Raw genomic sequence first — 26104 nt, 5'->3', positions numbered from 1 at the left:
TCAATGGACGTTCCCCATTAATCTTTTAATAAGTGGAGAAAGCAAGAGGATGACCACTCCGGCACCGATGGCATAAGTAGCAATGACTGAAAACCCAGTGGTGTACACCTCTAAAGTTTCATATCCACCAACGTTCTTATCAGTGCTTTCTATAGCCAATTGTTTGCCAATGAATCCTACTATCTGGAAAGCAAAAGCAGAAGACAGAAACCAAACGCCCATCATAAAGGCCACGATTCTGGCAGGAGATAAATCTGTAATTTTAGATAAACCGACGGGCGACATGAATAACTCCCCTGTGCTAAGTAGGAAATACATGAGCAAAAGGTATGCAAACGGTACCAGCCCATTGGTATCTGCAGCAGAGCCACTTTTAGCCAGTACATAAAAGCTAATCCCTGCAAATAGCATTCCCAGGCCAAACTTGTAAGGCGTTCGAGGATTTAAATTCTTCCTGCTTAACCATGTCCACAACATGGAAACCGGTATGGCCAAGATGATGATAAACATAGCACTCAGTGAATTGGTCTGAGCTGCAGTCATGATTCCATTTAAGTCGACATTCCTGGCTGCAAATAGTGTAATCACACTTCCGGACAACTCTTGAAATCCCCAAAATAAGGTCATGAAAATGGTAATGATAAGAGCAACGAAAAGCTTTTTACGTTCATCCAATGTGGATCTGAACATTTCAAAAGCGAGATATACCAAAACAGCAATGGCTATACCTTTAAAAATAATATTCACAATATTCTGACCCTTCAATAGTCCTTGAGAAGCCACAGATTGATAGGAAGAGAGTAAGAGTGCAATAACGGGAGTAGAAGCCACAGCTAAGATCGGAATCAGGATGCTTTGAGGAATTCCCAATATTTTTTTACTCATGATTTGATCATCTGGTGGCAAGCCCCGGTCCCCAAAAACAGATTTTCTAATGCCTCTCCAGAAAAAAAGCAATCCAGTCAGCATTCCTAATCCTGCCAAACCAAAACCGTAGTGCCAGCCATATTTAGCTGCAAGCCATCCACAAAGCAGTGGTGCACTCCAAGCGCCAATATTAATACCCATATAGAAAATGGTGAAGCCCGAATCCTTTCTAGGGTCACCCTTGTCATAAAGCGTACCGACGAAAGTAGAAATATTTGGTTTGAAAAATCCATTTCCTACGATAATCAGAGAGAGTGCAAGAAAGAAAGCAATATTGCTTTCTATGGCTAATACAAAGTGACCGATCGCCATCAGAATACCACCTAAAAAGATTGAGTGCCTCATTCCGAGTATCTGATCGGAAATCTTACCACCTATTACGGTAGAAGCATACACTAAAGATCCATAGGAAGCATATACTGCGGCCGTTGCATAATCCCGCTCTACCAATGATTCGAAAATGACATTGACCATGTACAAGGTCAACAAAGCCCGCATGCCATAGAAGCTAAATCTCTCCCACAGTTCCGCGAAAAACAGATAGAATAAGCCCTGGGGATGACCCAATATCAACTTTTGATCCGGATTTTTGAGGGTATCTGACATCACTTACCCACTAATCGATACCATGCATCATCTTCTTCATCCATGGATTCAGCGCAAATAATACCAATCCAGCAAGCCCACACACAGCGGTAAACAGTAAGAAGAATCCCGCAATTCCAAAATTTTGAGAAATACTGTTAATTGCACTTCCTGTCATTCCCGCTGACCAGTTTGCGATGAAATTTGCGATAAACCATACGCCGAACATCAAACCAATCAGCCTAACCGGAGCCAATTTGCTTACATAAGATAGACCCACTGGCGAGATGCACAACTCACCCATCGTATGGAAGAGGTAGGCCAGGATTAAAAAGATCATGCTTACGGAGGCTGTATCTGCTCCCCGGGGTATCGACCAACTTCCAAATGCAAGAATCGCAAAACCGAGAGCAACCAATATCAATCCAATACCAAATTTGATAGGTCCGGATTTAATGATCTTTGTTTCCCAGAACCTGGAGAACAAAGGTGCAAGCGTGATGATAAAGAATGAGTTGAGAATACTAAACCAGGAGGCCTGAACCTCTGTTACATCATCTTGTAATCTTAAACCCAGACTATTTGCAAAATCTCTAAAGTATCCCCATTCAAAGGCCAACATAAAAAAGATGATGATCCAAATGATCACGAAACTAATGGCCAGAACGATATTGGCAGCAGAGGTGGTACTCCATGTTACTCCAAATAGTTTAAACAACACCCATGTAATTACTGCCATGGCTCCGGCAGTAAGAACTGTATTAACAAGGTTGAAGATAACTGCGCCGGTACCTGTTAAACTTCTATCGGTATAATCCCTGGAAAAAATGGTCATAGACCCACCTGATTGCTCGAATGCCCACCAGAAAAATACGGTAAATAGCGTTAGTATAACAATTACCCAGACCCTATCTTTCTCCACTTTCGTAAGGGTGGGATCTGTTACCAAAAAACCAATAATTCCAATGACACTACCAAATAATAAGGGCGGTAGTATAAAGGAATTTGCAGTCTTTAACGCACTTACTCCTACATCATTAGGTGCCACTACGAATAGTTGTAAAAGCAATACGACTAAGGACAAAACTACACCGATGATTCCCCATTTCATGACTCTTGATCGACTGGCTTGCTCTGCAACTTTGTCAATGACATGATCCTTGGCTTTTTTTACTTTCGCTCCAATTTCACCAAAGATGGATTTTGACAACCAAAACTGAATGGCACCTGCCACCATAAATATCATGGCAAGTCCGAAGCCGTAAGACCATCCTATTTTCTCCCCGATGTATCCACAAAGAAGTATACCCAGGAAGGCGCCAGCATTGATCCCCATGTAAAATATGGTGTAGGCACTGTCTTTCTTTTCTTCTTCCCCTTTATACAATTGACCTACCATCGAAGAAATATTAGGTTTGAAAAGTCCATTTCCCAGTATTAAACAAGTCAATCCGAGGTAGAAAAAAACAGGTATTTCTAATGCCATGAAGCCATGACCTGCAGCCATTACAAAGGCTCCGATAATTACAGCTGTTCGATATCCTAAGAATTTATCCGCTAAATAGCCTCCTATTAAAGGTGTAAAGTAGACCAGACCTGTATACAAGGCGTAGAGTTCAAGTGCATTCTCTTCTGACCAGCCATATCCACCACTGCCATCTCCCAGTATAGCCGCTGTTAAAAATAAGACCAATAAAGCCCTCATTCCATAATAGGAGAACCGTTCCCACATTTCTGTAAAAAATAAAACATACAATTGAGAAGGGTGTCCCAATACTGTCCCCACATCCGGATAACTCTTATTACCGTCCATTAATCTTTATTTAGTTTTGATAATTCGCTTTATATTTTATTCACTTGATTCCAGGGCGGGAACCGACAATCTGAATCATACTTCAAACTATGCGAGATTTCTTATCAACCGACAAGCCCTGTATCAGCCCAAAAATATAAAATTATATCAATCTAAAGGTAGAATATTATTTGTGCCTCTAATCCTCAGACCACTAATAATTTTGTTAGGATAAAGTTAAATGAGAGGGAAAAGGTGGCGCAGCAATTCTTCTAAAGCGTTTAAAAGGGTTTTCTACAAAGATAAGGGTATTAAGGCTTACCATGAGGATTCTAAAGCTTCAAATTCAACTGCGCCATAGAACTTGAATTCGAGGCCCCAATGTATAAAATAAAATTTTACTTTATGGCTTTTTCCAGAATTTTAACCTCCTCAGGTGCTTCAGGAACTACCAATTCCCATCCTGCGGCGGACAACATCCATCTGAACATATCCAAAAGTTCTTCCTTCTTCTCATCAGCTTCTTCAAATAAGGCCGCGTTGGCCTCTGCGCTGCTTCTGATAAAACTCTTGGCATCTGCATTCAGCTTATTATAATCTGAAGCGGTGAAGGAATTAAAAGTTCCTTCAGAAATATCGTAGTAATCCAAATCGTGGTCAATAGATAAAATTTCGGGATTGGGTAAGCCATATATCGTGACTGTTTTAGTTTCATCATTGGCCTCCATATGGATGTCTTGGAAATCATAACCCACACTTACTTTGGCTTTGACTCTGATGAGTGCTTTCTTTCGAAAAGGACTGATATCGTAGTAGTAGTAGTCTTTATGAGGATAAACTTCAGAATAATAAGCCTCAAGCGTAATCAGCTTGTTGACCTTTTCCATCCTTTCCAAAATGATTTCCTTACTGCTGATCACATTGGCCTCAGGCGCTTTGAATAAACCTACGCCTCCGAACTTCCACATTCCCAACCCTATTACCAGCAGCAAAACCAAGACGACCAAATATTTAAGAGCCTTAGTCATCACTTTTCAACTTTACTGGTGAAGGGATGTTTCAATCCACTGTATTCTTTCAAGACGACCTTCACTGAACCTACTGAAACAGGTGACTCAATGATAAGTGGCACTCTGTTTTCATCATCCGATACCCAAATATTCATTTGCGCATCTTCATTGAAAACCTCTCCTGCAATCAATTCAGGAGAAATCATGAACGTATTGAAATAACCTTGCCCCTTTACCCATTTGTTGGGTTCCCGTCCTTTCATGCGTATATCCAGTTCATAGGTATTCATATCCATGAACATCTTGGCCGGAATAGACTCCCCCTCCTTCATGGATTCATAATCAATATTTCTCATCTTATAGATCAGTGAAAGCATGTCATGAATACAGTTTTCGAATTCAAAGGTCTGCAGTTTAGCCACATCCCTGGTTTTCCCCCTTATGGAAGTGCCTTGTTGTGCGGCCTGATCAAAACTCACCCTGTCGTAGAGGGTATAATTTCCCTCTTCTACATCTCTGATAAAGGTATGCGGCAGGAGTGTGTTCTTGTCAATGTAAGTGAAATAATAATCTCGTACCTTAAAGAACCATTCATAGGAAGGATAAGTCCGACCTGTGGCTGCAATTCTATATTCGTTGGCCGATTCTGATACCTCAAAAGTGACTTCCCCGGCAGATAACCACACAAAATTCCAATTATAAAAAACTTTATAAACGACTTTCTCACCCTCTTTAAAACTGGTATTCTCAGTTCGACACTCTTCATGGTAGTCAGGTCCTGCCACCATTTCAAGATCTTGGTTTTTAACCGTTGGCGATCTGAAGACCAATAATGAAATCAGAAGAAAAAATATGCTTTTCATTTTCATCAAATCTATAACGCACTTCTATTTAAAATAATTTCTATTCAACCCAAATGTTCGAGAAAGGTTACTACTCAGGATCACGACAGCACCCACCAAAGCGGGTAAAATTAAATTTAGAAACCATAGAAAATAGGAAGCTGCCAGGACTGAAATTTCATTCAACTCGTAAGTGCTCCAAACCAACAGAGCAATTTCTCCACGAGCCAGGAAACCAATAATTGGTGGTAACGGAAGGCTGGTTTGGACGAGAAAGATGGTTGCAATTCCAATTATTCCATTGACCACATCCACATCAAGTCCGAAAAACTTCAAAATCAGAAAATATTGAATCAGGTATACGACATACCTGATGAATGCTAGCAGAAGAACTTGTGCCAGGGTTGAAGATCTGTATTGCTTAAGCAGCTGTAAATGAACCAGCGATTTCGCTACCAAGGTGAAACGGTCAAATTTCTTAAGTACTCTATGGATCAGGTCAATGTTAAAATAAAGCAGTATGATGAGTGTAAAAAAAATTAAGCTTACAGATACTCCTGAAAGAAATAAGTAACTCTCCATCGCGCTGGAAATATTTAAAAACATGATGGCCGCAATCAAGCCTAATCCAATGTTCCAAATATTCTGCGCAAAGCTGGAAACCAATGTGGAAATCACTGCTTTCCAATTATTTCTGGCTTCCACAACAACCATTCTTCCGCCGTACTCCCCTATTCTATTGGGTGTCAACAGTGCCACACTAATGCCACCCAGGATGGCTTTAAAAGCAGTCAGAAAATGAATCTTCTCGAAAGGCCATACCAATAAATGCCACTTTTTACTTTCAATGGCCCAATTGATGGGCATGAGCAGTATACAAAACCATAGCAAACCATGGGTTCCTTCCTGAAAATTGAGAATAAAATGATTCCAGGATTGAGTCAAATCATTGTTCTGAAATAGGTGGCGATATAAAAAAAATAAAAGGACAAAAGCAAAAATCAATTTAAGTATGATATTCCACCAGAAAACCGTTTTATTAGAATTATTAGCCATATTTGTGTCGAAGGTAAAATATTAAGCTTGGAATTGCTAAAGAATAGAATTATCGGAATCGATCCCGGAACCAATGTTTTAGGGTTTGCCGTAGTCGATATTGTAAACGGAGAGTGCAAAATATTGGATATGGGTGTTCTAAAGTTGATAAAATACCCTGATCACACTACCAAACTAAAAGAAATCTTTCTCCAAATTCAAGAAATCATCGAGACCTATTTGCCCAGCGAAATGGCCATTGAAGCACCGTTTTTTGGTAAAAATGTGCAAAGTATGCTGAAATTAGGCCGCGCTCAGGGCGTTTCCATGGCAGCTGCAATGACTATGGGACTTGAAATTTGCGAATATTCACCCAAAAAAATAAAGCAAAGCGTTACGGGAAATGGTAATGCTTCAAAAGAACAAGTTGCTTTAATGTTGATGCAAATTTTGAAGAAAAAACTACATGATCAATATCACGATGCTACTGATGCCCTAGCTGTCGCTATGACACATCATCATCAGAGAAGTGGTTCATCGACAGGTAAAAAACAATACAGCGATTGGTCCAGCTTCGTAAAGAATAATCAAAGTAGGGTCAAATGATAAGACAGTAAACTACTCTACTTTGCTGGCTATCTTTTGTGCCAGATCGGCAAACTCACTTTCGCTAAGTTGAACCCTTGCTTTACCAAAATTCATATCAGAAACATGATCAATAGGAATTAAGTGAACATGAGCGTGAGGAACCTCTAAACCAATGACACTTATCCCGATTCGTTCACAGTCGACCACTTGTTCAATAGCTCTTGCCACTTTCTTAGCGAATACCATGAGACCCGATAGTTCCTGATCAGCAAGGTCGAAAATATAGTCTTCTTCTCTTCTGGGAATCACCAGTGTATGCCCCTTCACCAAGGGATTAATATCCAGGAAGGCAGAATATTCGTCATTTTCTGCTACTTTGTAGGAAGGAATTTCTCCCGCAGCGATTTTCGTAAACAGTCTCATTTTACAAAGTAATGCTTAAGATTTCAAGCTCCATATCGCCCCTAGGGGTCGAGATGACGGCAACATCACCCACTGCCTTTCCCAACAATCCTTTACCAATAGGAGAATTAACAGAAATCTTCTTGGCCTTAATGTCAGCTTCTGTCTCAGCAACCAGCTGGTAGAAAATTTCTTTTCCTGTCTTTACGTTTTTCATTTCTACTTTAGAAAGCACAGTAATTTTTGAATTATCCAGTTTACTGGCATCAATAATCCTGGCATTGGCGTAAACTTTCTCCATTTCATTGATCTTCATTTCCAGAAGCCCTTGTGCATCTTTAGCTGCGTCGTATTCTGCGTTCTCTGAAAGATCACCTTTCTCCCTTGCTTCAGCAATGGCTCTGGCGACTTTCTGTCGTTCATCTGTTTTTAATCGCTCCAATTCGGCGACCAGTTTATCGTATCCTTCTTGTGTGAAGTAAGATATATTGCTCATACCTCGTCTATTTTAATGAGTAATAAACAAGCGTTCCACACGAGACTGGTGCAGAACGCAGTTAAATTTTATTCATGGTCGAAAGCTATTCTGAATAGCTAAGTGCCATCTAAGATGTCTTCAACATGTAACCATGTTCTTTAACAACTTCTATACAAAGATAATAATTTTAAATATTTAGCTTAACACCAATATTGTGAGTGCCGCGGAACGGACTGGTCGTTCTGTAAGCGTAATCGATACCTACCTTCTGATGACTGTCTCTTTTTATTGGAATATTCAAAGAAATCCCGGCAGCTAGGCCTGTGTAGATATTATTGGTAGCATCTCCTGGAATGCTTCCAATATCATATTTGTAAGCTCCCCTGAGTACGAGAAAGTCGCTAAAGTGCACTTCAGCACCCACACCGATATTATCACGCGAAAAAGCATTGCTGGTGAAATTGGCCGCAGCCCTGACAAAGCTTTCTTCTGAAATATAGATATCATAGGAGGAGCCAATGTTTAATACTGAGGGTAACTCGAATCGCTGGGCACGCTGTCCAACGGTAATTAAGTATCTTCCAGGGCCTTCAGGATTGCTGGTTTGAAATGATAGCCCCTCGCCGCTAAACCTCATGGGAGTGCCAACGTTTCTCAATGAAACACCCAGCTTGAAATTTTCTTTTTCACCGGTCACATATTGTACCCCAGCATCGATGGCAGCTCCAAGAGCTGAAACATCTGTAAGTGATTCTGAAATAACACGAACCAGTGCACCGACTGAAATTTTATTAGCATAGGTATAGGAATATCCCGCACCAATGTGAAAAAATGCTGCGTTAATGTTTCCTCCTATTCCTTCTGGCTGATCTACAGTAGTAATGGGAACATCTCCGAAATCCATAGAAGTAATGCTTAATCCCATGGCTCCGCTCTTTCCCACATTGGTAGCAAAACCAAAAGCATTCATGCCTAATCCTGAACCTTCGTAAAGTCTTGTATTGCCGAACAAGAACTCTGTGCCTTTGATTCTTCCCAACCCGGCCACATTAAATCTCATGGATTCCACACCACTAATAAATGACGTCGAAAGTCCGTGAAGACCAGCACTGCGTGCCCATGGATTCAGAAGGAGCTCACTGGCTCCAGCCTCTCCTTGTCTATCTGGATTACCCGCAAAAGCAAGTTCACAACCCAAGACTAAAATCAAAATGATATATAATTTCTTCATCATTGCTTCTCTTATTATAATCCTGAAGGATCAAATTTTCTATTGATTGCGAAAAACTTCACCGTCCGCTCCTCACCTAGCTCCGGGGCAGCCACATGAATTAAATAAACACCACTGGCAATCGGGATTCCGCTGCTGTTTCTTAAGTTCCATTCTAAATCTGGGCTAGGCTGGGTACTGATAATGCCTGGATTAGACCGAATGCTCTGTTCCACGCCTCGCTCATCTCTATCAAACTGTTGGATGAACTTACCATCCAGAGAATAGATCGTTACGATAGCTCTCTCCGGAAGATTGGTGAACTTCACCACATTGTTAAATTGATTGACCTCATAAGCAGAATAAGCATAATATGGATTGGGAACAACATTTATGTTTGCAAGGGCTCCTTCATATTGATCCTCGTCCAGCTCAGTGGCACCTTGATTCCTGAATTCAAATTCATAAACCGGATTACCATCTACCACTTCGAAATCGTTGGTCTCATAGTTATAGTCATATTCCAGCCTGAATTTATCATGTACTCTTAACTTTATAACCACATCATTGGGTATCAGACCTTCGTCATAGGACAGCAATTCCGACCCTTCGGCTAACATGGGTATTCCTGCCCAAGCAATGGTTTCGAGCGCTTTCAACTTCCTGGCGAAGATGGGGCTTTTCTGCAAACGGGTCGCAATGTATTCACAACCATCATACTCTTGTCTGGTAACATAGATGGTATGTTGGCCACCAGTAACAAAATTCCAAATGCTGAATGGAACTCCTGGAGGTGGAGTGGCAATAAGTTCATCCGAAGGATTCCACATCATATCAGCACCTACCGGATTTTCGTCTTTCAACAACTCTGCAAAATCAGAATTATAAGTAGAATTCTCACCAAAGAAAATATTTAATCTTTCTCCCGATACCACATCAACAGCATATCCCGGAAACCATCCGAAACCTGTCGTACCTGAGTCGTCCTGATCCGCTTTACCATCTCCATCACTATCTTCTTTGCTTACAGAGGGTGCAGATCTCAGGTCAAACTGCTCTGTATTGTCTACCGTTGTAAAACCTTGACTGGTGAAATCTTCCGTAGCAGTTTCAACGATCACACACCTACTCCACTTTGATTTATCCGAAGTCAGAACAATGTCCACATTATTAATATCCTGCATTTCAGTTCTTCCTCTTACCAGACCATGCCCACTGTTGTCTTTATATCCTGGAGTAATATATGGCCCGGTTTGCCGATAGTCAGCAATCCAAAATGGTATGAATCCGGTATTTCCAATATTATCCAGACTGTTGGTTAAATCAAATTCATAATCAACTTCTGATGGTCCATTTTTTACAAAGTTAAAGATTCCTTGAAAGGCAGGTGTATCATCCGGTATCATTCTCAGCCATTCGGCTCCTTCAGGATTTTGGTATTCGATTGCACCACCGACGACTCCATTCGTAGGACCTTCCTGGTCTCCGGGTTCGCCCAGCTTGTTGACAGAAATTGAAAAGCCAAATTCATTAACGATCTGCTCATTGACCCTCGAAATAGGAAATTCTGACCTAATCGTCCTTCCATCTTCCTCTCTAGTAACAATCCAGTAGGCATCGTCCCCAAATTCACCATTTCGATCTGTCTCACCAAAAATCTCTAGTCTGTATTTGCCGTCTCTAAGTTCTACAGGATTAATCACTTTAATATTAATCGGTCCCTGTCCCCTCTTATAAGTAATCCTCCCATCTAACTCATCATTTAATATAAGATCATATGTTCCTTCTTCAACATCCAAAAAGATATCCGATGCTCCTGATCCTTGTAATCGTGTTACAATAGGACCATCACCATAGAAGCTATTGATATTTTCATAGGCCAGCGTTCTGGGAACTCCTGTATAAACCCTGATGTTCTTTCTACCCTCGCAATATTGCATTTGCTGGCCCAGCCCCGTTCTTGGATCGAAATCGTCATAATTGTTATAAGCATATGCAATCACCATAAAGTAATACTCTTTGTGATTGACCAGATTTTTGTCCGTAGAGGAAAATTCATCTGATGTGACGTTGAAGGTATGCTGTATACCCTGATCCTGACCTTCTACTTTTCTCTCAAATGTCCAGACCAATTCTGAGTTACCTGGATATGGATTGACAGTCGAAGTCCAATTATAAAGTTCAGTGATACCGTTTTTCAGATCCACTTGTCGAATCAATCTTGCTTTGTCAATATCATCTAATTCCTGGGGTGTCACTTGAGAATTAGAAAGTTGGTAGATCTTATATCCTTCAAATCTAAAGAGGCTATCCATGATATCGTCTGGTGCCAATAAATCTACACCTTCATATTCTTCAAATGCATTGTTAGACGATATGGTATCATTGGTCAGAACAATTACCAATTGTCTGTCCAGCTCCACGATGTCCATATCCGGAGCATCGGGACCATCTTTTATCTCAAAACAGCTGTTGAAAAGATTCTGAGCCAAATCATCAGCAGCTTGTAATCTGGTGATGTCCGGACAAGGGTAGTCAAAATTAGGCACCCAAACCGCACCAATAATCAATTCATTGATGGCCTGAGGCTTCAGGGTAAATGGACCGGAAGCCTGGATGGTTCTTCTATCTCCAAAAGGAAGACCTGCGGTACACATCGACCATGCATTGCCTTCATTTGGTGCTCCGGAAAGAACAAATTTTGTAGTGTTCGTACTTCCAGCATTGAATCCTGAACCTCCGAAAGTAATGGGTGTTCCGTCTCTCCAGAATCCACTCAGGTAATTGTAATATTCAAAATCAATTTGAGGATCTGTCGTCGCTGCATTGGGTTGACCAATACCTCCATTATTGTAATAGATAAAGGAGGACATGCCTAATTCCACAAGCGTATCCGGACTACTATTGTCTCCAGGCTCAAGATCTACAAGGGTTCCATTAGGTCCAAATTTTTTGGGTGACAGTGGACCTCTGAAGTAATCTACGCCCAAAATGGGTATTTCATCACAATAAGTGGCTACACCTCCCTGGCAGGTACATCCATTTTCCCCATCAAATTCATCTTCATTATATACATAAGCCAAACTTCTCGTAGTATCACATCCTACATAGTCATCTGTAAAACAACCTAAATCCGGGTCGACCCACATCGCAAAATAGCAATCTCCGATATCTACTTGAGCCCTGTTAATCAATTTATACCGTTGAAACGTCATGTCATTGATCGCATCATTGGTTTGGTAAGCAAAGGCTTGAACCTGCACTTCCATTTGTATCTTTTCTCCCTGTGTAGCGGAGTGAACACCTCCAGCATCATTATAAATCCAGAATGTCATTTCATCCGGATATTGTGGCAGTGGACAACCCCGGATTTCAATAATGGGGTAGTCGCCATTTGCAGGATCGTATGAATTGTCAAAGTCGGCATCCCAGAAAGAGCCCAGCGCCTGCTCTGTATTGGGCAATTCAAATTGGTACTCTTCTAAAAAATATGGATTCCCTTTTCCAGGCCAAAATTTTACGCCATCAGGAATTGAGTCAGGATCATAGGGCACACCGGCCAGTTTTGCTATTTCGAATTTCCTTAAATGCTCATCAATTTCATCTCCGGTAACCCTGAAAAATCGGTCCCAGTTCTCACAAGTCTGCAATTCAGTAGTCCCGGTAACCGGATCTATTGGACCCGGATAAAAATCATTACTTTGATTACTTCTGTAGGTTGCAGCCGCCATTTTAAGGTTCCCCGAAGGGTCAAATCCTCCTAACCACACTGCTCCGGCAAATATGGAAGATACTTCCTCAAGTCCTGAACCAATAGGCACTTTAGGTACTATATATCGGCCGTCATCCAGATTCCACCATACATCTCCTCCCGTTGTCAATCGGGCACGAACGTTATTGATCGCCATATCGATCTGCTCCGTTGCCGGAACACAATCTTCACGAAACGATACTTCACTGTTTTTGGTCAATTCTTTTTTAATCTTAAAAAGCTTAGGATTGATATGAGCATCCACTGTCAGCGCACTCAAAATCAAAACTGCTATTAGACTTATCTTAATCTTCATAATCTTCATGTACAATGAATTCAAATTCATTTAAAAATTAGTAATTACACCTAGTATCAGATTTCTTGGTCTTGTAAAATTGTTGATGTCGTTCAGTCTCCAATTATGCGCTGCCAGAAAGTTGTCAGCATTTTTCCCATCAGTAGCAATTTGTCTTAAGCGATCTTGACCAAATCTGGAAACGATGTAACCATCATCGGTGGGTGAGCCGGTAACCGGGAAAACACCAATGACATTTTTACGATTGAGCACATTGGTTGCCCTGATGTACGCATTGATAAATAATCTTCTTTTACCTTGACCTCCGACAATAAATGTTCTGTCTAATCTTGCATCCAGATTGAATTGCCATGGAAGCCTTGCTCCGTTAATGTCTCCGGTAAATCCGGATCCGCCGAATGGTTCCGCATTTCTAAGTCGTGTATAGGGTTGACCGGAGACAGCTACCGCTTGAATATTTAATCCTGTATTCTCAAATAAATTGACACCTCTGACAGATGGCCCATTGTATCTTTTGCCTTGACCATATCTGTAGTCGATACTTGAAACAAATCGATGCCGCTCGTCAAATGAAAGTGGAAGTAGCACCCTGATATTTCCTCTATCTGTGCTAATACCATTAGAATTGGAACCGGTTCCATCGGCAAATTGCAAGGTGTAACTGGCAGAAAATTCAACATTCTGAGTTCTACGCAGGTCATAGCCGAATGTAAATCCTTTGGTGGTTCCGAAATCAATGTTTCCGTAAGATTGATACTGTGTCAACGTAGGAACAAAAAGGAAGAATCTTCTTTGAATCATATCCCTCATTTCTCTGTAGTAGGCACTGACTTTTATCGCAGAAGAGTTGGTTACTTTCTGTTGAAATCCCACCTCGAAATCTACCGTCTTCTCTGGCTTAAGATTGGGATTATTAACGGTACCTCCAGGATTGTCGTTAAAGAAATAATAATTTAAGGGTGTGAAAACATTGTTCGTAGGAGGTCTCTGTACTTTCACATCGTAGTGGGCAAAAAATCCTGCATCAGAAGAAATCGGGAAAGAAAAACTTACCCTTGGCATAAAATTAACCTGTGGTTTATAATCTGAAAAAGTGGTATTGGGATCAAAATCCGGAGATTTGATGTTCTGTCCAGGAATTCTGTACGAAGGAAAAACCAGACCACCTGGAAAAAGCAAATTGCCTTCCGTAGCCGTTCCATTGGTGTTAAACCACTGGTCTCCTTGCCTGTAGGCCACCACATCCGTAGATTCTTCACCTGAAACATATACTTTATAGTCTCCTCCTACAGATTCAGGTTGTTCCATTCCTGTTCTAGACTCAAACTCATCTACTGTTTCGATTCTATACAAAGAATAGGGATCCTCTATTACTTTAGTATTGGCATCAAAATAGTCCACGCGCACTCCCACCCTTATAATCAAATCCTTATAGCTGAATTTATCCTGAAGGTAGGCAGCTCCGTAAATCGGTTGATTCGCTGCAACCGGAAAGGTTCGTCTTCCGTTCTCATCTCTTGCTGTGAAAAAATCATTAAAAGAGGGCTGGGAATTCAATTGATTCCCATAAACATCATACCCAAAATAGTTCAGCCCTATCCCCCTGAAATTAATCAACTCTGAAGGAGAAAACATTTCCAAACTTAAGTCTTCGGGTTTCAAGCCATTGACATTGACATAATCTGTCAACTCAACACCTAGTTGCTCCCTGATCGATTGGTAAAATAGGTTTTCAGGTCGATCCTCGAACCTCCTATTATAAGTTGCAAATGGATAAGATACTCCACCGATCATTAGAAAAGTCGTGTCGCCTGAAAGTGAGGTAGTATCTACGCCAGTGAAATGAGCGTTTGCCTGCTGACTGGCCAACTGCCAAAGTTGGAGTGGATTTATATTATAACTTCTATTGGCTCTTTGCTCATAAAGAAATCCAAATTGAATATTGTGTCTATTATTGATCGAACCGTTTGGCAGTAAGTCAAATTGCGCATTCATGTTGACCGTATAAACATCATTGTTATTTTTGAATGCAACATTGTAAACTCGGCCTACATTATTATAGTAATTCCAAAAATTATTGGCAGCTCCCAGTAAATTTCCATTCTCAAACTGATACTTTGCAAGCACTGGATTGATTTCAGTATCTGGAATATATTCCCCAACTGCATTCTGGTCATTAAAATCGATGTGATCGAAAAATACATTGGAAAACAACTCCTGCATGGTATTGGTATTCCAAAGCGAAGTATCTTCTACCACTCCGATGAATGCCGGTGAATTAAATTCCTGGTTTCCGTAAAATCCATAGTTGAAATAATCCTCGCCATGCCTGACATCCGACTGATTATTCTGTGTATTCTCGATTCCTACCTGAATATAGTACGATGCATTGCGAATGGTTGTTCCCGAGGTTTGTTCTTTATTCTGGTCAATGGACTGCCTCCCCAATCGGTGTCTGAACCTGAAATTTCCTCTGTACCTGTCCGTAAAAGCATATGGATTGTTTTGCCAATTTGCAAAGGCCCATGCTGTACTTGGCGCAAACTGGTTTATACCGTCATTGTAGCTACCGGAAAAAGAAATATCAATGGCTTTTGATAATTGTGCATCCAGCCTTCCATTGATGCTAATGCTTTGACTGCCTTCATTGGGTCTCCATGCACGCGGAGTGACATCTCCTCGTCCCAGCAATTCACCCGTTGGCTGCATTGCTCCATCTAAATCAAACGTCGGGTTTTCCTCCAGCTCGGCAATTTGATCGGGGGTGAGTAAATGAAAACCATTTGCCGTGACGCCGGCATCTCTGTTGTTCGTATACTGGCCTGCGATCCTAAAACCAAGGACAGAATTGCCCTGTTTATTTCTCAATATGGGACCGCTGAGGTTAAAATTGGCCAGATTGTATCCGTAGGCGTCCAGGTATTCTGAAGTTTCCAATTCTACTCCTCCGTTAAAACTATTGGAGGGACCTTTCGAAGTGATGGAGATGATTCCACCCGTTACATCACCATATTTTGCTTCCAAGCCACCCGTAACAACTTGAAGTTGCTCAATTTCCGAGGCCGGCAGTATTGCAGCACCTGATACACGAATGCCATCCACGTAATAATCTGTGGCATTAGATCTGGAACCTCTGATCGAAATGGCCCCGCCATCTGTAGAAGTGATGCCGGCGGTGGTGGCAGCAATTCTATTGACATTCCTGGTAGGAATATTCCTGATAGCTTCTGAAGTTACCGTCTTTTGTGAGGTTGTATTGTCAAAATCAATGAGAGGTACCTTGTAATCAACAATCTCTACACCATCCAAGACCACTCCCTCTTCTTTTAGGGCAAAGTCTAGCTTCGTAGATTTTCCATTTTTCACAATCACCCCATTTTCTCTTCTGGTGGCCAATCCTATAAAGCTCACCTCCACATCGTAGGTACCCGGATCTATATTGGAGAAAATATAATTACCATCCAGATCTGATTCCGTTCCTGAAATAATCGTTCCTCCTCTGTACAAAGCCACAGTTGCAAAAATAACAGGCTCCCCACTCTCCGCTTCCGTAATTTTACCCTCTAGTGAAGTTTGTCCCATCACTGTGCCTAAAAGGCCTAGAAACAAGAATAGTACAAGTAAATTTCTTTTCATAAAATCTTTATTATAGCACTCACTGCTTATAAAACAGAAGCAAAAATAGCATTTTACATTTCTCACACGCCGCACCTTCCTAAAATTATTGTGCATTATGCAACGGACTCCAGATGCTTCTTTATTTTAGCTATCAAAGTAGAGGCAATTTTTTTCTTTGACTCTTTAGTCCAACCGGCTATATGGGGTGTCAATAAAACCTTATCTGAAGCATATAACTCCTCATACACATGCTTCTCTTGTTCGGTAAAAGTTTGGGGTTTTTCATTCTCGAATACATCCAGACAAGCACCACTAATTCTGCCTGTTTTCAAGGCCTGCAGTAAATCTTCTATTTTCAGGATTTTACCCCTTGAAGTATTGATCACCACCGGTCGCTTTAAACACTTTTCAAAAAATTCCTGGTTCACAAGATTCTTTGTTTCTGGTGTGAGTGGCAAATGAATACTAATAATATCGCATTCCCTTTGGATCTGAGTCAGGCTAGTTTCCATTATGGAACGTTTTTTATCTGCAATATGCTTTCTATACTTATCATAAACATAGATCTGAGCTCTGAAACCTTGAAGTTTTTCAGCAAATGCTGGGCCGGTATGACCATACCCGATGATTCCAATTTTCTTTCCTTCTAACTCGAATCCTCTATTTTTTTCTCTGTTCCATTTAAATTGCCTTACCTCTCTGTCTGCTCTGTTTAAATGATTGGCTAGCGACAAAAGCATTCCCAGTGCATGTTCTCCCACGGCATTGCTGTTGCCTTCCGGAGCACTTAGAACTGCAATACCTTTTTTCTTAGCGTATTCCAGGTCAATGATATCCAATCCTGAACCAAGCCTGCCAATAAAATGTAAGTTCCCAGCTTTGTCTATCATACGCTGATCCATGATGATTTTACTGTTGATGATGATTCCCTCATAATCTGCAATCATATCATCCAACTCAGCATATTCTAATTTTGGTATGTAGGTCACCTCAAAACCAAGTTTTTCAATGGTTCCTATAATGGAAGAATGGACAGCATCAGTAATCAGGACTTTCCCCATAACGACAAATGTATCAAAGGTCTTTAAATAAGTGAAATACAAAAATCAGAAAAACATATACTATTCTCTTATAATAGTAGGTAAAGTTGTCCATTAGTCGCATTACTCTTGCTTTTTAATATAAAGGCAACTTCTTATAGAGTACAAAATTCATTTTACTCACATACCCTCTACTCCCGTATATAAAAGCTCTGGACCATTCATATTGCTATTATTTTAATTTAATGAGTTGGCATTCCTCATTTTATCATTTTCCATATATATTTGCGCGAACTTGATAAATCCAGTCCGCAATGCCTAGAGACAAATCGATCAAATCAGTACTTATTATTGGAAGTGGCCCTATCATCATTGGCCAAGCTTGTGAATTTGATTATTCCGGATCACAGGCCTCACGCTCTTTAAGAGAGGAGGGCATAGAAGTGAGTCTGATCAATTCAAATCCGGCAACGATAATGACAGATCCCCTGACAGCGGATCACATTTATTTGAAACCTTTAACACCCGAATCTATCGAAGAAATTCTACAAGAGAGGCAGATTGATGCCGTTCTTGCAACGATGGGTGGACAGACAGCGCTCAATCTTGCCATTGAAACAGGAAAGTTAGGGATTTGGGAGAAATACAATGTTAGATTGATCGGGGTGGATTTAGATGCTATCGAGTTGGCCGAAAATAGGGAAGAATTTAAACAGCATGTAGTGAAACTGGGTCAGAATGTAGCGCCTTCATTTATTGCCAATTCATTCTTAGAAGGCAAAGAAGCCGCACAGAAAATAGGATTCCCCCTTGTGATCAGACCATCTTACACACTAGGAGGAACTGGTGGTGGATTTGTCATGCATAAAGAGGAATTTGATGATGCACTGCGAAGGGGTCTGAATGCCTCACCTACTCACGAGGTTCTGGTAGAAAAAGCAGTATTGGGTTGGAAAGAGTTTGAATTGGAGTTGCTTCGTGACGCCAATGATAATGTGGTCATCATATGTACCGTTGAAAATCTGGACCCTATGGGCATTCATACCGGGGATAGCATTACCGTTGCACCAGCGATGACGCTCTCAGATACGGCATATCAGCAAATGAGAAATGATGCCATTCAACTCATGCGGTCTATGGGGAATTTTGCAGGCGGATGTAATATTCAATTTTCGCAAAATCCTGAAACGGAAGAATTAATCTGTATAGAAATCAATCCAAGAGTTTCAAGATCTTCAGCTCTTGCATCAAAAGCCACGGGGTATCCCATAGCAAAAATAGCGGCGAAGTTAGCCATTGGCTATACCTTAGATGAATTAAAAAATCAAATTACGAAAACCACTTCTGCCTATTTCGAACCTACACTCGACTATGTCATAGTAAAGATGCCTCGTTGGAATTTTGAGAAATTCCATGGCTCTGATCCCATCTTAGGATTACAAATGAAGTCAGTCGGAGAAGTAATGGCGATCGGTCGAAATTTTTTAGAAGCTTTGCAGAAAGCTTGCCAATCTCAAGAAAACAACAGATCTGGTCTTGGTGCAGATAAGAAGGAGTGGATAAGAACAGAGGATATCTTAAACCGTTTAGAAAAAGCAAGCTCGGATCGCATATACAGGGTGAAAGACGCATTGAGGCTGGGTGTACCCTTGAACACCGTACAAAAGTTAACTAAAATTGATCCCTGGTTTTTAAAGCAAATCAAAAGATTAGTCAAAATAGAAGATAGAGTCCAGCGATTGAATGTTCCTGAAGATATTTCAGAGGAGTTTATGAGAGAGTTGAAGGAGTTAGGTTATTCTGATGCTCAGATTGCCTGGTTGATGCGGGTAGAGGAAGATGAAGTGACTGCACATCGAAAAGCTTTAGGAGTTCGTAGAACCTATAAAATGGTGGATACGTGTGCAGCTGAATTTGAAGCTCAAACTCCTTACTTTTACTCTACATTCGACAAGGAAAACGAGAGCATTCCTACCGAAGGGAAGAAAAAAATCATTGTGCTTGGTTCAGGACCGAATAGAATTGGTCAAGGTATAGAATTCGATTATTGCTGCGTTCATGGCTTGATGGCGATCAAAGAAGCTGGCTACGAATCTATTATGATCAATTGTAATCCGGAGACCGTATCCACAGATTTTGACATCGCAGATAAGCTTTATTTTGAACCGGTCTTTTGGGAGCACATCGAGGAGATTATAGAATTAGAGCAACCTGAGGGCGTCATTGTTCAACTAGGTGGCCAAACGGCACTCAAACTCGCCAAAAAATTTCACGAAAAAGGAATCAAAATCATTGGTACCCAATTCGAAGATATGGACCTTGCCGAAGATAGAGGGAGGTTCTCAGACTTGTTAAAAGAACTTGAAATTCCCTATCCGGAATATGGTGCTGCCAATGATGCCGACGAAGCACTTGCCATTGCAAATCGTGTGACCTATCCGGTTTTAGTAAGACCTTCTTATGTTTTGGGAGGGCAGAGAATGAAGATTGTCATTAATGACGAAGAACTGGAGAAGCAGGTGTTGACCATCTTTAAGCATATGCCAGACAATAAGGTGTTAATCGACCAATTTCTGGAAAGAGCTAAGGAAGCTGAGATTGATGCTATTTATGATGGCGAGCAGGTGCATATAATGGGAATAATGGAGCACATAGAACCCGCAGGTATACACTCAGGTGATAGTTCAGCCGTGTTGCCTACTTACAGCCTTTCACATAAGGCCATTGAAACCATGATTTTCTACACTGAAAAATTAGCGAAGGCATTGAATATTAGAGGGTTGATCAACATACAATTTGCCATTAAAGATGATCATGTGTATGTCATTGAAGCCAATCCCCGAGCTTCACGAACGACTCCTTTCATTGCTAAAGCGTACCAGGTTCCTTTTCTAAAGATTGCTACCCATGTTATGATGGGTACCAAAAAGATCAAGGATTTTGAAATCGATAAAAAACTGGAAGGTTACGCGATTAAGGTTCCTGTATTCTCCTTTGACAAATTCCCAAATGTTGACAAGCAATTGGGTCCGGAAATGAAATCAACCGGTGAGGCCATTCAGTTTATTAAAGATCTGAAAGATCCGTTTTTCAGGGAGTTAGATCGGAACAGAAGCATGTACTTGACGAATTAACAGGACCACGGGTTTTAATCCGATATCTGTTTATAAAGTTAGTTGTAAAAATTCTTAATTTCTTGTATTGGTTAGTGAAGTCCCGTACACGGTAGGATCTACATAAATTCAAGGGTATTCGTCATCAATTCCATTTGCTGCATCAAATCTCTCTTTTCCTTGCCTGGTGCCAATAAAAAATCAAGGATGAACAAAAGTTTCTTTTGTGACTTATCTATTACAACATAGGCAAAAAATGGACCTCCCATATAGTCTTGCGTTGTTTCCCAGATGCCTCTCATTTCATATGCATACTGACCATTGACCTCTATTGTATTGGTATATAAAGGCAGATCCTCATCATTAATGACCATATGTGATCCCGGTGTATTGGTTTTCACATAATCTCTACCAAAATCATTGACCTTCTCCTTTAAGAATTCTTTGTTTAGCTGATCCTGGCTTTCGTAATCCATTGACCACAAAACCATACCAAAGGTAGCAGCTGCAGTTTCTTTCCTGATCCACATCAACTGTGCATCTTCATCCCATTCTGCTTTAACATAATCGGCTGGAATCTCAATCTTCACACCTAGCTTCTCCTGAATTTCAGTAGACAAAGCTTTGTTGTAACCCGAAGCAAAAGTGTAACCTTTAATTTGTTTGTAATCGTGCTGATAAACCCGCTTACTGATGGAGGGAAAGCTTTTGGTAATATTGTCAATTAAAGCCTCTTCATCTTCTCCCATCACATAGATCATCAATTGACCCGCAGCCCATTTATCTCGGCCAATGGTCGTATTTTTAATCCCTTCCCGCTTTATGGTCAATATTTTCTCCTCTCCCAGATCTTTGGAAACAGACTGAACAGTAGTAGAATTGGCATCCGAAAGATTCGCCAGATATAAATAAGTCCTCAACTCCTTTCGAAGCGGGCCTTCTTCTAATTCAGTGGGTGTAAAATGTTTTAAGTCGAAAATGGGTTCGGGCTTAGGAAGCATCGGATAGGCTGCCTCATAAAGCATCCTAAAGGTATCCCCTACTGCTCCTTCCCATAAATCCTGATCCGCTATGACGACAATTTGATTGGCAGTTCCTAATGCATTCGGATTGGATTTCAATTTATTCTGCAGCTCATCGCTACAACTATATAGTAATATAAATGCGGCTATATATAATACAATGTTTCTGATCTTCATAAATACAAAATTAGTAAATATCTAATAGTTCCTATATAGATGTTGTTCAATCTAAGAATGGTGTGTATCCCATTATTAACATAAGTTACATGCCATTATGGCGCCTACATATGATATATTAATGTCATTTTGTCATTCCTCTTGGTTTTAGCCCGCCACTATGACTTAAGTCACACCATGGAATGCGATTTGATGATCAAATAGTATAAACATTAAAAATCAAAAAATATGTATACGACAAAAAACAACAACGGCCACATGGAAATTTTTCCTCAAATTGACAATCTGTTAAAAGACATTTTCAATGGATTTGAAAAAAACATGAAAGGCGATGGATTGGAGAAACATACAAAGCCAGCTGCCAACATCAAAGAATTTAAAGACAGATTTGAAATAGACCTTTCAGTTCCAGGATTTGATAAAGCAGATATTTCTTTGCAAGTAGAAAAGCAAACGTTGTCTGTCTCAGCAGATAAAAAAATGGAAACAGAACAGAAGTTTCAAAGAAGAGAATTTAATTACGGTCAGTTCGAGAGAAAATTTAAGCTGCCTAATACTATAGATATTTCAACTGTACAAGCTAGCCTTGTCAATGGTGTTTTAAAAATTACGATTGATAAAAGAAAAGAGGACATTGACCAGGGGCCAAAAACCATCACTGTCCAATAATAAATTATAAATAATTATAAGTATAAGATCATGTATTTAAGAAGAATAAAGCCTTTTAGGTATGAAATTTTCAACAGAACCATTGGAGATTCTGTTGGAAGTGATCACACATTGAACCAACCTGCGTTAAATGTGGTTGAATTAAATGAGCACTATGAGATATCATTGGCTGCTCCAGGTTTGGAAAAAGAAAACTTCAGTGTCAAAGTAGAGAAGGATTACTTGATTGTATCATCAGAGAAGATAAATTCGAATAATGATAATGAGAAAGGAAAGTACACCAGAAGAGAGTTTAATTACGAAACGTTTAGTCGCAGATTTTATCTACCGAAAACAGTGAATAGAGAAGAAATTTCTGCAGAATACACTAACGGAATTCTAGTAATTACGTTAAATAAGAAAGAAGAGGCGAAAGAAAAAGAGGCGATGCAAATCGCAATCAGTTAGAATCTTTATGGGTTTTGGTAATAGATTGGGGTCGTCACGTATTAGCGTGGTGGCCCCTTATTTTATAAATTAAAGATCTTTTTAATACGATCTTTAATTACTGTCTTTCTTTTTCTATCGGCAGTAGCTCTTAACGCTTCTTCAGGCACATCCTCTCTTCTTTTCAAGACCTTCGACCTTAAGTCATATGCCTTTTTCTGGGCCTCTTTCTTCACCTCGCTTTTTGGCTCCCGAGTATATTCAATATTATAGTTAGAAAGTTCTCGTGTAATCAATGGAACAGCTTCAATCGCTTCTCTTTTTTCTATTTTTTGAGCCGCCACCTGAGTCTCCATCGCAAGATCTTGAAGCGGATCTGCCATGAGCGTAGCCTCGTGTTCTGTATTTGCTAAATAGGTATACATCATTTCGGAAGGTAACTCAAGCACCTTACCCTCTTTTGATTTGGGAATGTGTGTGCCAATGAAAGATGGATTATAACTCCGTATCTCATCTATACTCATCCCAGTGTGTTCAATTATTGAAGCCAAACTGGTTTGTTCATAAATGACAGCCTTCCTGGTTTTGATAAATAGTTGATCCGGATATGCTGGAGAAAGGTCATGATCTTTGAAATAGGTCATTACATAAGTGACGGCAATAAATTTTGGTACGTAATTCCGAGTTTCCCTTGGCAGGTAATTTCGAATAGACCAATAATCTTTGCCACCAGATCTTCTCATGGCTTTCCTAACATTCCCCGGGCCGCAATTATATGCAGCCAGCGCAAGGGTCCAATCTCCGAAACGCTCATTTAAGTCGCGAAGATAGTCCAACGCCGCATCTGTGGATTTAGCCACATCTTTTCTTTCATCTACCTGTCTGTCGATCTCAAGACCGTACATTTTGGCTGTAGACTTCATAAACTGCCACAATCCTACTGCTCCCACTCTCGATCTCGCATCTGGCCTCAGACTGGATTCAATAACAGATAAATATTTTATTTCATCGGGAAGTTGCTTTTCAGATATCTTATTCTCTATAGCTGGAAAATAGATGAGTGATCTTCCGAGCAGTTTTTCACTGCTTTGTCGGTAAGACACAACATAATCTCTTAGATATTTCTTTACTTCGCTAGTCAATCGCAGATCTACGTCTGCATTAAGATCATCAAGACGTTGCTTGATCTCATCTTGTGAGAAGCTGCCTATAAAGTTCTCGCTACCTTCATTTCCTTTGACAGTAGTACTTAGAATTAAGGTTAGCAGTGCCAATACCAAATTATATCGCCTCAAAGGCAATTTGATTTTGCTCATGGGTAAAAATGTTATTTTAACTTAATCAAATACAGATTAAACCAAAATTATAATTTGCTTTATAAAAATTAGCAAAATTAAATGCGGGTAAACACTTAATTTCTTGTTCATTTCAGAATTTGGGCCTGCAAAAGTAATCAATACTATCACAATAGCAAATCCTAGACATATTATAAAATTTCTTAATCTTTAGCCTAAGAAATTCCAACAACTATGCCATGTTTTGCAAAAGAGCCGATAAATTGAAAAGATGATGTTCTTCGAACGAATTACTCATGAGTTGTATCCCCGACGACATGTTTTCACTACCATATCCTAGTGGATAGCTAAGCGCTGGTATGCCACAAAGATTAGCGATTACTGTAAATACATCACTTAGATATACACTAACCGGATCTTGATTTTCATCGCCTATTCTCCATGGATAGTCCATGCTAGTTGGCAATGCGATAACATCTACTTTAGAGAATAATCCGTCAATTTCATCTTTTACAATCTTTCTAATCTTTTGAGCTTTCTCAAAATAGGCGTCATAATATCCAGAACTCAGAACGAATGTACCCAGCATTATTCTTCGCTTCACCTCCATTCCGAAGCCCTCAGTTCTAGAGCGCTTATATAACGATTCTAAATCTGTTATGTTTTGTGCCCTATGCCCGTATTTAACGCCATCATACCTGGAAAGGTTCGAAGAAGCCTCCGCGGTGGTCAATACATAGTAGCACGGTACCAAATAATCTATGCTCTTAAAATCAAGAGGAACCAGCTCATGTCCTGCTTCTTGTAGGGATTCTAACACAGCTTTACTCTTGATCTTAATCTCAGCATTCATCCTGGAGTGCTCAAAAAAAGAGTTCAGTACTCCTACCTTCATTTTTTGATCTATGTCAATATTTTGATAGAAGCCCGGAACTGGATTTCTGGATACCGTGCTGTCATATTCATCTGAACCTGAAATGACCTCTAATACCAACGCCATATCCTCAGTGACTGTTCCGATCAATCCTATTTGGTCAAATGAACTCGCATATGCAATGAGCCCATGTCTGGAAATTCTACCGTAAGTTGGTTTCATCCCTATGACATTGCAAAATGAAGCTGGTTGACGAACAGATCCGCCTGTATCGCTTCCCAGGGCAATCGAGCAGGTGCCTGCCTGAACAGAAACTGCTGCTCCACCGCTAGATCCTCCAGGTATGTATTCAGGCGCATCTGCATTTTTAGTTGGACCGTAATAACTGTGTTCATTTGAGGACCCCATCGCAAATTCATCACAATTGGTCGTTCCAATGATAATTGCATCTTCCTTCAGAAGTCTTTCCACAGCGGTTGAACTATACATTGATTCAAATCCCGAAAGCATCTTGGAAGCTGCAGTAACAGGATGATCTTTATAGCAAATGACATCTTTGATCGAAATCACCATCCCGAACAATCTGCCCATTTGCTCAGGAGTATCTTTATACTTTTGATCAAGTGCTTTTGCTTTCTCTATAGCTTCATCTTTGAAAACATTAACATATATATTGAGATCTTTGGTACTTTCTATTTTTTTCAGATAGTTCGCAACAATTTCCAGTACTGATATTTTTCCCCTTGACAGCTGCAACTGGATTTCTTTAAGGCTTTGGTTTTCCATAGCGATTTCGATTAAGCTGCAAATTTAATCTTTATAATTCTACCTCCGAATTTATTGGTTAAGCTTTCTTAGTTACTCACTTCCTTACAAGGAAACTATCCGTACAGTTAAATCATGGCGACTATAAAACTTATGAATTATTACGCAA

Annotated in this window: 18 protein-coding genes; 4 read left to right on the top strand and 14 right to left on the bottom strand. The window is 40.2% G+C overall.

Annotated features, from left to right (window positions below; genetic code table 11):
• From L2567_RS16040 to L2567_RS16020, 5 genes are all read right to left on the bottom strand, one after another.
• Nucleotides 1-1533, bottom strand: a complete 1533-nt coding sequence (locus tag L2567_RS16040; RefSeq protein ID WP_235298822.1) for a peptide MFS transporter — start codon at nt 1531-1533, stop codon at nt 1-3.
• 10 nt (nt 1534-1543) lie between these two features.
• Nucleotides 1544-3325: a peptide MFS transporter gene (locus L2567_RS16035; RefSeq protein ID WP_235298821.1), complete on the bottom strand. Its 1782-nt coding sequence runs from the start codon at nt 3323-3325 to the stop codon at nt 1544-1546.
• A 377-nt stretch (nt 3326-3702) separates the two neighbouring features.
• A complete protein-coding gene (locus tag L2567_RS16030) occupies nt 3703-4332 on the bottom strand; it encodes a DUF4230 domain-containing protein (protein ID WP_235298820.1) in 630 nt (209 codons plus the stop codon).
• Nucleotides 4332-5177, bottom strand: a complete 846-nt coding sequence (locus L2567_RS16025; protein ID WP_235298819.1) for a DUF3108 domain-containing protein — start codon at nt 5175-5177, stop codon at nt 4332-4334. The genes L2567_RS16030 and L2567_RS16025 overlap by 1 nt, the downstream gene beginning before the upstream one ends.
• A gap of 24 nt (nt 5178-5201) precedes the next feature.
• On the bottom strand, nt 5202-6212 hold the full coding sequence (locus tag L2567_RS16020) for a lysylphosphatidylglycerol synthase domain-containing protein (RefSeq protein WP_235298818.1): 1011 nt from the start codon (nt 6210-6212) through the stop codon (nt 5202-5204).
• Nucleotides 6213-6239: 27 nt separating this feature from the next.
• Here L2567_RS16020 and ruvC point away from each other — a divergent pair, with 27 nt between their 5' ends.
• Nucleotides 6240-6797, top strand: coding sequence for a crossover junction endodeoxyribonuclease RuvC (gene ruvC, locus L2567_RS16015; protein ID WP_235298817.1), 558 nt, complete (start codon nt 6240-6242; stop codon nt 6795-6797).
• Between the two features lie 12 nt (nt 6798-6809).
• Here the strand turns inward: ruvC and L2567_RS16010 are convergent, their stop codons facing one another.
• The 6 genes from L2567_RS16010 to L2567_RS15985 form a co-directional block, all read right to left on the bottom strand.
• Nucleotides 6810-7202, bottom strand: coding sequence for an HIT family protein (locus L2567_RS16010; RefSeq protein WP_235298816.1), 393 nt, complete (start codon nt 7200-7202; stop codon nt 6810-6812).
• A gap of 1 nt (nt 7203) precedes the next feature.
• Nucleotides 7204-7677, bottom strand: a complete 474-nt coding sequence (greA, locus tag L2567_RS16005) for a transcription elongation factor GreA (RefSeq protein WP_235298815.1) — start codon at nt 7675-7677, stop codon at nt 7204-7206.
• Nucleotides 7678-7846: 169 nt separating this feature from the next.
• A complete protein-coding gene (locus L2567_RS16000; RefSeq protein ID WP_235298814.1) occupies nt 7847-8893 on the bottom strand; it encodes a PorV/PorQ family protein in 1047 nt (348 codons plus the stop codon).
• 11 nt (nt 8894-8904) lie between these two features.
• Nucleotides 8905-12936: a hypothetical protein gene (locus tag L2567_RS15995; RefSeq protein ID WP_235298813.1), complete on the bottom strand. Its 4032-nt coding sequence runs from the start codon at nt 12934-12936 to the stop codon at nt 8905-8907.
• A gap of 30 nt (nt 12937-12966) precedes the next feature.
• Nucleotides 12967-16572 (bottom strand): TonB-dependent receptor, encoded by a 3606-nt coding sequence (locus L2567_RS15990; RefSeq protein ID WP_235298812.1) that lies wholly within the window; start codon nt 16570-16572, stop codon nt 12967-12969.
• A 95-nt stretch (nt 16573-16667) separates the two neighbouring features.
• Nucleotides 16668-17615 (bottom strand): NAD(P)-dependent oxidoreductase, encoded by a 948-nt coding sequence (locus tag L2567_RS15985; protein ID WP_235298811.1) that lies wholly within the window; start codon nt 17613-17615, stop codon nt 16668-16670.
• A gap of 293 nt (nt 17616-17908) precedes the next feature.
• On the opposite strand from L2567_RS15985, the gene carB reads away from it, so the two are divergent.
• Complete coding sequence (gene carB / locus L2567_RS15980) at nt 17909-20728, top strand: carbamoyl-phosphate synthase large subunit (RefSeq protein WP_235298810.1); 2820 nt, start codon at nt 17909-17911, stop codon at nt 20726-20728.
• 98 nt (nt 20729-20826) lie between these two features.
• Here carB and L2567_RS15975 read toward each other — a convergent pair whose 3' ends face one another.
• Nucleotides 20827-21906 (bottom strand): DUF4837 family protein, encoded by a 1080-nt coding sequence (locus L2567_RS15975; protein WP_235298809.1) that lies wholly within the window; start codon nt 21904-21906, stop codon nt 20827-20829.
• A gap of 228 nt (nt 21907-22134) precedes the next feature.
• On the opposite strand from L2567_RS15975, the gene L2567_RS15970 reads away from it, so the two are divergent.
• Both L2567_RS15970 and L2567_RS15965 read left to right on the top strand, forming a co-directional pair.
• Entirely contained in the window at nt 22135-22575 is a 441-nt protein-coding gene (locus L2567_RS15970; RefSeq protein WP_235298808.1) for an Hsp20/alpha crystallin family protein, read from the top strand.
• Between the two features lie 30 nt (nt 22576-22605).
• Entirely contained in the window at nt 22606-23022 is a 417-nt protein-coding gene (locus L2567_RS15965) for an Hsp20/alpha crystallin family protein (RefSeq protein ID WP_235298807.1), read from the top strand.
• A 62-nt stretch (nt 23023-23084) separates the two neighbouring features.
• Here L2567_RS15965 and L2567_RS15960 read toward each other — a convergent pair whose 3' ends face one another.
• Both L2567_RS15960 and gatA read right to left on the bottom strand, forming a co-directional pair.
• Entirely contained in the window at nt 23085-24317 is a 1233-nt protein-coding gene (locus tag L2567_RS15960; RefSeq protein WP_235298806.1) for a lytic transglycosylase domain-containing protein, read from the bottom strand.
• A 211-nt stretch (nt 24318-24528) separates the two neighbouring features.
• Nucleotides 24529-25956 (bottom strand): Asp-tRNA(Asn)/Glu-tRNA(Gln) amidotransferase subunit GatA, encoded by a 1428-nt coding sequence (gatA, locus tag L2567_RS15955; RefSeq protein WP_235298805.1) that lies wholly within the window; start codon nt 25954-25956, stop codon nt 24529-24531.
• Between the last annotated feature and the right edge of the window lie 148 nt (nt 25957-26104).

Origin of the sequence: Portibacter marinus (assembly GCF_021533195.1) — a bacterium.
Taxonomy (GTDB): domain Bacteria; phylum Bacteroidota; class Bacteroidia; order Chitinophagales; family Saprospiraceae; genus Portibacter; species Portibacter marinus.
Note: the sequence above shows the minus strand (reverse complement) of the source record. Positions and strands in the feature narration are given on the sequence as shown.